This is a genomic window from Kitasatospora sp. NBC_01539 (assembly GCF_045040525.1).
Lineage (GTDB): Bacteria > Actinomycetota > Actinomycetes > Streptomycetales > Streptomycetaceae > Kitasatospora.
In genome coordinates this window covers 7924621-7936248 of the sequence record NZ_CP109390.1, presented here as the reverse complement: position 1 = coordinate 7936248, position 11628 = coordinate 7924621, and the positions used below count along the sequence as shown (strand labels likewise).

Annotated in this window: 10 protein-coding genes; 7 read left to right on the top strand and 3 right to left on the bottom strand. The window is 73.0% G+C overall.

The window, feature by feature from the left end; translation table 11 throughout:
• Positions 1-98 precede the first annotated feature (98 nt).
• Positions 99-521, bottom strand: coding sequence for a hypothetical protein (locus tag OG335_RS34435; RefSeq protein ID WP_405015071.1), 423 nt, complete (start codon positions 519-521; stop codon positions 99-101).
• A gap of 381 nt (positions 522-902) precedes the next feature.
• On the opposite strand from OG335_RS34435, the gene OG335_RS34430 reads away from it, so the two are divergent.
• Complete coding sequence (locus OG335_RS34430) at positions 903-2087, top strand: alcohol dehydrogenase catalytic domain-containing protein (protein ID WP_405015070.1); 1185 nt, start codon at positions 903-905, stop codon at positions 2085-2087.
• Between the two features lie 46 nt (positions 2088-2133).
• Positions 2134-3093 carry an SDR family NAD(P)-dependent oxidoreductase gene (locus OG335_RS34425; RefSeq protein WP_405015069.1) on the top strand — a complete coding sequence of 320 codons (960 nt, stop codon included), beginning with the start codon at positions 2134-2136 and terminating at the stop codon, positions 3091-3093.
• A gap of 42 nt (positions 3094-3135) precedes the next feature.
• Here the strand turns inward: OG335_RS34425 and OG335_RS34420 are convergent, their stop codons facing one another.
• The gene (locus tag OG335_RS34420) at positions 3136-3312 is read right to left on the bottom strand and encodes a hypothetical protein (protein ID WP_405015068.1); all 177 of its coding nucleotides are present in this window, start codon (positions 3310-3312) and stop codon (positions 3136-3138) included.
• Positions 3313-3728: 416 nt separating this feature from the next.
• Here OG335_RS34420 and OG335_RS34415 point away from each other — a divergent pair, with 416 nt between their 5' ends.
• From OG335_RS34415 to OG335_RS34405, 3 genes are all read left to right on the top strand, one after another.
• Positions 3729-4178, top strand: a complete 450-nt coding sequence (locus OG335_RS34415; RefSeq protein ID WP_405015067.1) for an SRPBCC family protein — start codon at positions 3729-3731, stop codon at positions 4176-4178.
• 309 nt (positions 4179-4487) lie between these two features.
• Positions 4488-4955 carry a DUF6480 family protein gene (locus tag OG335_RS34410; RefSeq protein WP_405015066.1) on the top strand — a complete coding sequence of 156 codons (468 nt, stop codon included), beginning with the start codon at positions 4488-4490 and terminating at the stop codon, positions 4953-4955.
• Positions 4956-5401: 446 nt separating this feature from the next.
• Positions 5402-6637, top strand: coding sequence for a hypothetical protein (locus OG335_RS34405; RefSeq protein ID WP_405015065.1), 1236 nt, complete (start codon positions 5402-5404; stop codon positions 6635-6637).
• Between the two features lie 195 nt (positions 6638-6832).
• Here OG335_RS34405 and OG335_RS34400 read toward each other — a convergent pair whose 3' ends face one another.
• Complete coding sequence (locus tag OG335_RS34400) at positions 6833-8113, bottom strand: glycoside hydrolase family 6 protein (RefSeq protein ID WP_405015064.1); 1281 nt, start codon at positions 8111-8113, stop codon at positions 6833-6835.
• Positions 8114-8832: 719 nt separating this feature from the next.
• On the opposite strand from OG335_RS34400, the gene OG335_RS34395 reads away from it, so the two are divergent.
• Both OG335_RS34395 and OG335_RS34390 read left to right on the top strand, forming a co-directional pair.
• Positions 8833-9849, top strand: a complete 1017-nt coding sequence (locus OG335_RS34395; protein WP_405015063.1) for a LacI family DNA-binding transcriptional regulator — start codon at positions 8833-8835, stop codon at positions 9847-9849.
• 461 nt (positions 9850-10310) lie between these two features.
• Positions 10311-11615 (top strand): extracellular solute-binding protein, encoded by a 1305-nt coding sequence (locus OG335_RS34390; RefSeq protein ID WP_405015062.1) that lies wholly within the window; start codon positions 10311-10313, stop codon positions 11613-11615.
• Positions 11616-11628: the final 13 nt, after the last annotated feature.

The following is an 11628-nucleotide window of genomic DNA, read 5'->3' as shown; positions in this document are numbered from 1 at the left end:
GGCCCTGGCCCACGGACTCCCGCCCGTGGGCCAGGGCCACCGTTGCGAAGGGCCCGGGCAGCGCGTCCGACCCGCCGCGCACGGGGAGCGGCTCGGGGTCAGGTGATGGGGGCGGCGATGCGGGTCAGGGTGTCCTGCAGGTGACGGACGGCATCCTCGGCCTCGGTGAACTGACCGGAGGTGGGGACGACGGTGCCGAAGGCACGGCCGCGATCCGCCGGCAGGGCCCGCCAGTGCAGGACGGGGGAGAGAGCGGTGCTCGCGCCCGCGAGGAACCAGGCAAGGCTGCCATGGGTACGGGCAAGCTCGATCGCCAGAACAGCGAGGGCCTCCCGCAGGTGCGCCAGCCGCTCGACAGCCGGCAGGACCTCCTGGGTGTCCCGCGGACCGACGGCCTCCCCCAGGCCCGCCGCAGCCCTCGCCGCACCGGCCAGACTGTCGGAGGTCCGCTCCCAGACCCCCTCCCGGATCTGCTGCTCCGCCTCCTCGGCCAGGCCCACCACAGTCGTTCGCATCTCCATGGAGCCAGAGGCTACCGGCGGCCTGCGCCCTGCCACAGGAGGGCCGGAGGCCTGTGGGACCGGCCGCCCCGCTACGTCGAGGCGCGGTCCCGGCGACAGCGGCCGGCCGAAGTCCGCACGACCCCGGAGGAACCGCTGCGTCGCCCGTGAGGCACTCCTTCCGGAAGGCCCGCACCGCGGTGTCCCCCGTTCGGCGGCACGCACGCCGAACCCCTGTCCCTGCCGTGCGCCGACGCCCGACGAGGAGCTCGTTTGAGGACGAAGCACAGGGGCAGGCGCCGGATGTCCCGCCAGAGAAGCCGGATGTCCCGCCAGAGAAGGGAGAGTCATGGACGACATCCCCCAGGCGGACCGACCGGCCCCACCCCCCGAGGAGGGACGATGAAAGCTCTGACCTGGCACGGCAGACGCGACGTCCGCATCGACGTGGTGCCCGACCCCGTGATCGAGGACCCCACCGACATCGTCGTCGAGGTCACCTCGACCGGCCTGTGCGGTTCGGACCTCCACCTCTACGAAGTACTCGGCCCGTTCCTCGACGAAGGCGACATCCTCGGCCACGAGCCCATGGGCGTGGTCCGTGAGGCCGGTCCCGAGGTCACCGCGGTCCGGCCCGGCGACCGGGTCGTCGTACCGTTCAACGTCTCCTGCGGCACCTGCTTCACCTGCGGACAGGGGCTGCACTCCCAGTGCGAGACCACGCAGGTCCGCGAGTACGGCACCGGCGCGGCCCTGTTCGGCTACACCAAGCTCTACGGGCAGGTCCCCGGCGGCCAGGCCGAGCTGCTGCGGGTGCCGTTCGGCAACACGCTGCCCATCAAGGTGCCCGACGGCCCGCCGGACGACCGGTACGTCTTCCTCTCCGACGTTCTGCCGACCGCCTGGCAGGCGGTCGAGTACGCCACCGTACCCGACGGCGGCAGCCTCGTCGTCCTCGGCCTCGGTCCGATCGGCGACATGTGCACCCGCATCGCCGCACACCACGGCATCGAGCAGGTGATCGGCGTCGACCTCGTGCCCGAGCGTCTGGAGCGCGCCCGCGGACGCGGTACCACCGTGCTGGACACCGGCTCGCACGGCAGGGACCTGGCCGCCACGATCCGTGAGATGACCGACGGCCGCGGACCGCACGCCGTCATCGACGCCGTCGGCATGGAGGCCCACGGCTCGCCCGCCGCCACCCTGGCCCAGAGCGCCACCGCCCTGCTCCCCGACACGATCGCCGCCAGGCTCATGCAGCACGTCGGCATCGACCGCCTCCACGCCCTCCACCTCGCCATCGACATCGTCCGCCGCGGCGGCACCGTCTCGCTCTCCGGCGTCTACGGCGGCATGACCGACCCCCTGCCGCTGCTCACCATGTTCGACAAGCAGATCCAGCTCCGCATGGGCCAGGCCAACGTGCACCGCTGGTCCGACGCCATCCTCCCGCTGCTGACCGACGACGACCCGCTCGGTGTGGACGGCTTCGCCACCCACCACCTCCCCCTCGACGAAGCGCCCGACGCCTACCGCATGTTCCAGAAGAAGCAGGACGGAGCCGTCAAGATCCTCTTCCGGCCCTGAGACCCGAGTCCCGTCACCTCGCCCCACGCACCCCGGGAGCAGCACGATGCCTCAACACCCCGGCCGCTTCGAAGGCCGCACGGCCCTGGTCACCGGATCCTCCCGCGGCCTCGGCCTGCTGATCGCCCGGCGGCTCGCCGAACGAGGCTGCCGCGTCCTGCTCTGCGCCCGCGACTCCTCCGGACTCGCGCGCGCGGAACACCGGCTGCGCGCCACCGGCGCCGAGGTCGCGTCCCTTCCCTGCGACGTCACCGACGACGACGCGCCCCACGACCTGCTGGCCGCCGTGCACGATCACTTCGGCCCGCTGGACATCCTGGTCAACAACGCCGGCATCATCCAGGTCGGCCCGCTGGAGGCCCTCCACGAGGACGACTTCCGCCAGGCGATGGAGACCATGCTCTTCGCACCGCTGCGACTGACGCTGGCCGCCCTGCCGGACCTCCGGACCAGCACGGCGGGAACCCTCGTCACCGTCTCGTCGGTCGGCGGACGGATCGCCGCCCCCCACCTCCTCCCCTACGCCGCCGCGAAGTTCGCCTCCGCCGGTCTCTCCCAGGGCCTGCGGGCCGAACTCGCCGGCACGGGCGTCAGCGTCACCACCGTCCTGCCAGGCCTCATGCGGACCGGCTCCCACACCGCCGCGCGGTTCCACGGCCGGCCCGGCGCGGAGTACGGCTGGTTCGCCGCCGCCGCATCCCTGCCGCTGCTCTCCATGGACGCCGAACGCGCTGCGCGGGCCATCGTCCGTGCAGCCGAGAACCGCCGTCCCGAACTCGTCCTCACCCCGGCGGCCAAACTCGCCGTCCGCCTCCAAGGAGTGGCGCCGGCGACCACTACCCGCATCCTCGGACTCGTCGCACGCACGCTGCCCGGCCCGGGCGCCCGGCCGCAGCACGGCGTGTCCGGGACCGAGGCCGCCGGCCGATCCGCGCTCCCCCCGGTGGTCACCGTCCTCGGCGACCGCGCGGGCAGGCGGTTCGGCGAGCCCCACCCGGGCCACTGACCGGCCTGCCCGGAGGGCCGTGCACGCCGACGTACAGCCGGCTCAGGTGCCGTCGAGGGTGCGCGGGGCGATCCGGTCGGCGATCACCGTCGCGATCCGGGAGGCCTGCTCGTCGTCGAGGCGGGCGGTGGCGACGCGTCGGCCGTCGCAGAGCTGGACCGGAAGCCTGTCCGGGCACCCGGGTGGGCCGAGGATTCCGACCACGCTGCCGGTCAGCACCGCAGCGCCCTCCCGTGACGATCTGCGGGTCCGGGAGAGCGCCGCCCGGGACCCGGGCGGCGACAGACGGAGTGCGGCATCCCTCCACGGTGCCGGTGAGGCTCGAACAGATCAACAGGGTGGCCCCCGGACACGCCCGTTCGGACGGCATTCCTCCCCGCACGGGCCACCGTGTCCACGCCCCGCACAGCTGCGGGCGGCTCGGGCCGCCGGGCCCGGTGAGGGGCCAGGGCGACCAGGGTTCCGTGACCGCCGACGGGCGGCCGGGGCGGACGCACACGCAGCGTGTCCGCCGATTCAACCCGGGTTGCCGGGAACCCTCCGCGGGGGCGCAATCGGAAGCGGCACCGCGTGCCTCCGATCAGCGTGGGCATGCGTTCGCCGACCGACGAATCGACACGGAAGCGAGTGCAGCGATGAGCAAGGTGCAGGAGACGATCGACGTCGACGTCCCGGTCTCCACGGCGTACAACCAGTGGACGCAGTTCGAGGACTTCCCGAAGTTCATGGAGGGCGTGGAGGAGATCACGCAGATCGACGAGCGGCACAACCACTGGCGCACCAAGATCGCCGGAGTGTCCCGGGAGTTCGACACCGAGATCGTCGACCAGGTCCCGGACGACCACGTCGCCTGGCGCACCACCGGCGGTGACGTGAAGCAGACCGGCATGGTGTCCTTCCGGCCGATCGACGCCTCCCACACCCGGGTCATGATGGAGATGGACTTCCAGCCCGGCGGCATGGCCGAGAAGGCCGCTGACATGGTCGGGATGCTCGACCGACAGGTGAAGGGCGACCTCAAGAGGTTCAAGCACTTCATCGAGGAGCGCGGCACGGAGAGCGGCTCCTACCGCGGCAACCTCTGACACAACCCGCCCCCCGGCGATCGGCGGGGGTACGTCCGGCGTGGCCCCCGGTACGACCCGGGGGCCGCGTCGCTGCCCTCATCCCCTCGGCCACCGGCTCCGGATGCCCGCGGCGTCGCAGGCGACGACGGGCCGGCCTTTCGCCTGGCCGAGCCCTGGGACGCGGGCGGACAATGGAAACCCCCAGCGGTCGCACAAACGGCCGGCCCGGTCTCGCGGCCGGACCAGGCGGCCGGAGCACCGGACGGGCAGGTGATCACCGTGGGAACACCCAGCCGGGGTTTGCCGCTGAGCGCGGACCAGGCGAGCATGAGCGACCACGCCGCGGCGCGCGGCTGGACCGTCGTCCGCGAGGCGAATGACGGAGCATCGGGCGAACGCCTACGACTCACCCGCCGTACGTGGTCCCTCGTCGCGGTCTTCTCCCACGACGGCGCCTTCAGTCACGCACGCACCACGGCGCCGGCCACCGCGGACACCGAGCTCGACCTTCCTGCCACCCTCGACGTGATCGACCGCTACGGCTCCCCGCACCAGCCGCACAGCGCGGCACCCCCCGGCCCGGATCCCCGGGGCCTCCCCGCCACGGCTCCACCGGTCGCCGGACACGCCCTTCCCGAGGAGACGCCCGCGGCCGAGTCGAGCACGACGGCGGGCATCTCCGTACCCGAGCCGCCGGAGCTGAGCCGGGCCTGGGGGGCATGGCCGCTGATCGTCATCGCCGTCCTGGTGGTCTGCGTGATCGTCTTCATGATCGCCCGCATCTTCGCCTTCTGACGCGGCAGACCGCACGCCCACCGGAGTCCCAGGGGAACAGCGGTCCTGGTCGACGCGGTGCCCTCGTGGCTCCGTCGTCACGTCCCTGACGTGGCGACCGCCGCAGCGGCTCGACCTCCCGCTCTCGTCGTTCACCCGTTGCCGACAGCGCCGGGTCGCCGGGTCGCCCGCCCCAGCATCCTGCCCATCCGTCAGCCGCTCCCGGTGGCTTGTGCGCCTCCGGCGCTGAATCGGGGCTGCACGCCGGGGCACGGCACGGCTCGGCCCCGCCACCGGACGCCCCCTGGACGCACTCCCCTGCCACCTGGACCACGCCTCACCATGACCAGTGGAGGAAGCCGCAGACTCCGGCTCCCCCACACCGTCGCCGGCCCCTCCCGCCCGCTCCTTCGTCCAGCACCTCCTCCACCATCTCCTCCGGCCCGCCCTCACCACCCGAGGACGAGATGACACGGCTCCGACAGCTGGTCGCCGCAGACGGAAAGCGCATCCGCCCGGCCCTGGCCCTGGTCGGCCGGCACGCCGCCGGTGCGGGTGGCGAGCTCCGCGCCGCCCACCACCTGGCCGCCTCGCCGGAACTGCTGCACACCGGCCGACCCCGCCGTCCACCGCCTGCTCTGACGACGCCTGACGACAGCCCCCGCACCGAACCGAGAGGCATTCCCGTGACCGGTCCCGCCGCCGCCCTCCATCCCGCGATCGACCCGCCCGTGCCGGACCTGCTCCATCCCGGCGCCGAGGGTGTGGACGAGGACCTGCTGTCCTGGGTGGGCACGACAGGACTGGTCACCGACCCCGGCCACCTCCGCCGGTTCCACGCAGCCCGGTTCGGCACCTTCTCGGCCCGGACCTGCCCGCGCACCCCGCTGCTGCAGCTGGCGGCCCGGTGGAACGGCCACATGTGGATCACCGACGACTGGATCGACGACCCTGCCCGCGACCCGGCGGAGATCACCCGGCTGGGAGCGGACCTGCTGGCCGTCCTCACCGCCGACCCGCTCACCCACCGCCCCGCCTGCGCCTCCTCCGCCGGCGCCGCCTCCGCCGGACCGGCAGCCCACGACTCGCTCACGGCGGCCCTCGGCGAACTCTGGGGCCGAACCGCCGGACCCATGTCGGCCGACTGGCGACGGCGCTTCGCCGGCCACTACCGGGACGTGTTCGCGATGACCGCGCTGGCCCGCCGGGACGCCGGGAAGGGCCTGGGACTGCCGACCTATCTGCGGCGACGCCGCAACTACTCCGGCTGTGAGGTGTCCTTCGACCTCTCCGAGGCCGTGAACGGCTGCGAACTTCCCCTTGCGGTGGCCACCGCCGAGCCCTACCGCGACGTCCGCGCCCTGGCCTGCCATGTGGTCGCGGCCACCAACGACGTCTTCTCGGTCCCCAGGCAGCAGGACGGCGACGGCGGCGACCACCTGGTCGCCGTACTGGCCGGGGCGGCACCCGGCGACGCACCCGCGATCGACCGGGCCCTCGCCCTCATCCGCGCGCTGACCGACGACTTCCTCACCGCCGCCGACGACCTGCGGACCATGCGTCCGTTGTTCCTGGGCTCCGGAGCGGCCGACCGCGAGGGTTGGGAGAGGGTGGAGCGGACCCTGGACGACCTGGCCCTCTGGATCGCCGGAAACCTGCGCTGGCACCGCGAGTCCCACCGCTACCTGCCGGGACACGACTGACCGAGGCAACGCCGGTGCCGTGGGGTCCGGCACCACCGCGGCCCGCACCGACAACCCGCGGAGAAGCGGCAGGCCGGCCCTGCGAACGTCGGCGGGCGCCTGCGTCCAGAGCTCCGCGGCGACCGCGGGGCCGGGCACGGCCACCGCCTCCGGTGGCGGCCGGGTGGACGTCGGACGGGCGGGTCGACCCCGCTGCTACCGATCGAGGTTGAAGGTGAGCGCGGGCTTCGCGTTCTCGGCCAGGGTGTGCGCGAAGTCCGGCCACCAGGCGCCGGCCGCCGGGTCCTCGATCCCGTACTCCGGGTCGACGGGGCCCGCCGTGCCGCGGTGGCAGGTGCCGTCCGACTCGCCGATGGTCTTCACGTACAGGTACGCGTCGGCCAGCGGACGGCCGGTGTCGGCCGTGGGCCGGGCACCGATGCCTCGCCCGGGGGCGTTGCACCAGTGCTCGGGGTCGGTGTACTTGCCCGCCGGGGGTGTCCAGGCGCCGAGGCCGTTGCGGCTGTTGTCCAGCACGTAGTGCGACAGGTCCTCGACCGGGGGACGGCCCACGGTCCGGTCGAACCAGGCGTCGACCCACTTCCAGGTGGACGGATCGAAGAAGTCCACCGCGTTGCCGGGCTGCCCGTCGTTGGGTGCGGCCGGCGAGTAGTACTGGCTGGCGCAGGTGTCGGCCTTGCCGCGTGCCTCCGCCGGCCCCTCGGTGGCGTACCAGACGCACGTGGAGACCCAGGTGGCGTACCGGTTGAGCTGGTCGGTGGGCTGGTAGTTGGAGACGTTCAGGGCGAAGCCCTGGGTCCTGGCCACGTCGGCCTCGATCAGCCGTCCGGCCAGCTCGCCGACCGGTTGCCAGTTGCTGCTGCCGCCGTCGAGGTACACGGACGTCCTGGGCCTGGACTCCATGATGTCCACCGCAGCGCGGATGTCGGCGAACCGCTCCTCGGTGCGGGTGCCGTCCGCGTCGCCCTCGGGGCAGTCCTCGGGCAGCAGTGCCAGGCCGTCGGGCTCGACGACGACCACGGCCCGGCCGGTGCCGATGCCGTCGGCCACGCCCCGGACCCAGGCGCGGTACTCCTCGGGGCTGTCCGCTCCGCCCGCCGAGTAGAAGCTGCAGTCGCGGCCGGTGACGTTGTAGAGGACGAAGACCGGGACGGTGCCGGTGCGCCCGGCTGCCAGCATGGTCTTCCGGACGACCTTCCCGATCTCGGCGGGGGTGCCGTAGTCGAGCCAGATCGCCTGCGGCCAGGTGGCCAGCTCGGCCATCCGCAGGGCGTCGCCGACCTTGCCGGCCCTGAGGTCGGCGGCCGCCTGCCGGGCGGCGCCGGCTTCGGGGTCGACGTAGAAGCGGGTGTTCGCGGGCAGGGTGTGGTCGGCCGCCGGGGTGCCGGGCGCGGCAGCGGCCACTCCGCCGCCCAGGCCGCCGGAGGCGAGCGCCGCGCAGGCGAGCGGGACGAGCAACCGTCGCACTCTGCTCATGGGTGAGATCTCCTTCGTCCGGGTTGGTGGGGTGGGCCGGTTCGCCGGACGCGGGTGTGGGCGCGTCAGGCGGGGCTCCGGGGACCGGCGGCGCACGACGCGGGCGGTGCCCCGCGCATGCACGGGCGGCGGCGTGGCCGACGGTGCGGTGGAACGGGAACCGCAGCCCGCCGGAAGCCTGAATTGGAAGCGCTTCCAGCTTCCCGCGCACTCTCGCGCTCTCGCGCCACCGTGGGCACTCATGCTGGGGCACGTGCTGCCAGCGTGTCAATGACCGCATCAATGACGGGATCGCCACCTGCTCCGCCGCTCCCCCTCGGCGCGCCGAGCGCCTTAACCGGAAGCGCTTTCAGTCGCCTCGCCGCCCACCGCGACAGCCGGGCCTCAGAACGGCCCGGCAGCCGGGGTGTCGAAGTCCGGCACGGGCACCGCCCCCGCCGGGCGAGCAGGCCACCCGGCGGCGCGACCGGATCGCCCCGGACCGACCGGGCCACCCCGGGCCCCACCCCGGGCCACCCGTGGACCGGTCACCGATGCTGCGGCCAGGCCCGTCGCACCCGGTCCGGCAGGTCGTTCTCCTGCATGCCGGGGGTGAGCGCCTCGCGCTGCCCACCGGTCAGGCAGTGCGGCAGTGCGGTAGGGTCCTGCGACTGGAAGCGCTTCCATCTCGGCAGGGGGCGCGATACCGTGCAACGACATCGAGATCGGGGTGAACCAGGATGACGGACGAGCCGCCGCGCCGAAGGCCGACCTTGGACGAGGTCGCCGAGCGCGCCGGCGTCTCGCGTACCGCGGCGTCGAGGGTGCTGAACAACGCCCCCAACGTGCGCCGGGACAAACGCGAGGCCGTCCAGCGCGCGATCCGGGAGCTCGGGTACGTACCCAATCCCACGGCTAGGGCTCTGGCGACGCAGCAGGCGGGAGCGGTGGCCCTGATCATCTCGGGGGAAGGCCCGGAGGTGCTGGCCGATCCGTTCTACGGACAGGTCATCGCCGGTGCCACGACCGTGCTGGAGGAGACCGACCTCCACCTGGTGCTGTGCCTGGCGACCTCCACCCGCGGGCAGGTCCGCGTGAAGCAGCTGCTGCACACCCGGGCGGTCGACGGGGTGATGCTGATGTCCCTGCGCGAGCAGGACGATCCGCTGGCGCAGCTGGCCTTGGACGCCGACGTCCCGGCCGTGTTCGGCGGCAAGCCGCCGTGCGGGCGGGCCACGTTCTACGTGGATGTGGACAACGTCCGTGGCGCCAGGGAGGGGACGGAGCACCTGATCGCTTCGGGGCGCACCCGGATCGCGACGATCACCGGACCGCTGGACACCGACGTCGGCCGGGCCCGTCGGCGCGGCTACCGTGAGGCGCTGACCCTGGCCGGCCTCGTTCCCCACGCGGAGGAGAGCGGCGACTTCACCGAGCGCGGAGGCTTGACCGCCATGGAGTCGCTGCTCGCCCGCCGGCCCGACCTGGACGCGGTCTTCGTCGCCAACGACAACATGGCGGTCGGCGCGCTGCGAGTGCTCCACCGTGCCGGCCGGGGCGTCCCGGCTGACGTTGCCGTGGTCGGCTTCGACAACCTGCCGGCGGGGGAGATGTCCGAGCCGCCCCTGACCACCGTCCATCAACCGATACGGGACATCGGCCGGGAGATGACCCGCATGCTCCTGGCGCTGATGGCCGGCGATCAGCCGAGCCCGCTGTTCCTGCCCACCACGCTCGTCCGCCGCGAGTCCACCTGACCCACGGCCGGTCCGCCGTCCGCACCGCACTGCCCGCACCGCGCCGTCCGCACCGCACTGCCCGGGCGCGGTGACCTGCCCTGCGGGCAGGGCCGGTCACCGGACAACGGGGAAACCAGCCTCTTGACGGCCTCCCATGCGAGGGGGCAAGGTCTGATCTCAATTGGAAGCGCTTCCATCTTGTGGGCTTCCAGCCCAGGTGGCCTTCACCGTCCACCGAACCCGGCCGGGCGGGAAGGGCCGACTTCCTGGGGAAACGAGACCTTGACGGCCCCCGTTCGAGGCTGCAAGGCTTGGTCTCGACTGGAAGCGCTTCCATATTCGGCGCTCCGGCCCTCCGGCTCTCCGGCCCAGTCGCCGGCGTCCCAGGACCTTCCGCGATCGCCCGCGGCCCCGCGCCCCGCACCGCAGGCCCGCGATCCACCTCCCGCGCACCGCCCCCACCCACTTCTGGAGAACCCATGCCTCTGCACAGCCGTCCCCGCAGAACCGCCGCCCTCGTGTCGGCCGCCGTCGTCACCGCGGTCCTGGCCACCGGATGCTCCTCCTCCGGCGGGTCGGCCTCGGACGACCCCAACGCGAAGATCACCCTCAGCGTGGGCGACTTCGGAACGTTCGGCTACAAGGAGGCCGGGCTCTTCGACGAGTACATGAAGGCCCACCCGAACATCACGATCGTCGAGAACACCACCACGCAGGAGGGCGACTACTGGACCGCCCTGCAGACCCGCCTGTCGGGCGGCGGGCTCGACGACGTCCAGGCGCTGGAGGTGACCCGGATCGCGCTGGCCACCTCCGACCAGCTCAACGGCGCGTTCAGCGACCTGTCCAAGGCCCCGGGCGTCGACGAGGGCGCCTACCTGCCCTGGAAGTGGAAGCAGGCCACCACCGCCCAGGGCAAGACCATCGGTCTGGGCACGGACGTCGGCCCGATGGCGATCTGCTACCGCCAGGACCTCTTCCAGGCCGCCGGCCTGCCCGCCGACCCCGCCGCCGTCAGCGCCCTGTGGGCCGGCGACTGGGCCAAGTACGTCCAGGTCGGCCGCCAGTTCCAGGCCAAGGCCCCCCGGGGCACCTACTTCATGGACACCGCCACCGGCCTGTACAACGGCGCGGTCTCCTCCAGCCCCGAGCAGTACTACCGGGACGGCAAGGCCGCCTACAAGGACTCCGCCGGTGTCCGGCAGGGCTGGAAGCTGGCCACCGACGCGGTCCAGGCCGGCATCACCCAGGGGCTCAAGGAGTTCGACACCCCCTGGCAGACCGCCTTCTCCAACTCGACGTTCGCCACCACCGTGTGCCCCTCCTGGCAGCAGGCCAACATCGAGAAGTTCTCCGGCCCCGGCAACGCCGGCAAGTGGAACATCGCCCAGGCCCCCGCCGCCGGCAACTGGGGCGGCTCCTTCCTCGCGGTGCCCGCCTCCGGCAAGCACGTCACCCAGGCGCAGGCCCTGGTCGTCTGGCTCACCGCTCCCGAGCAGCAGGCCCGGGTCTTCCAGAAGGTCGGCAACATCCCCGCCAACCAGAAGGCCTACACGCTTCCGGACGTCACGGACTTCACCAACCCCTACATCGGCCCGAAGGCCCCCACCGGGCAGATCTTCTCCGCCGCGGCCAAGGCCATCAAGCCGGCCGAGACCGGCCCGCACCACGGTGACCTGCACGGGGCCTTCAGCAACGGCGTGCTGCTGATGGAGCAGAACCACAAGACCTCCGACGAGGCGTGGGCCGCCACTCTCAAGCAGATCGAGAGCAGCATCCAGTAACCGCACCCGCGCG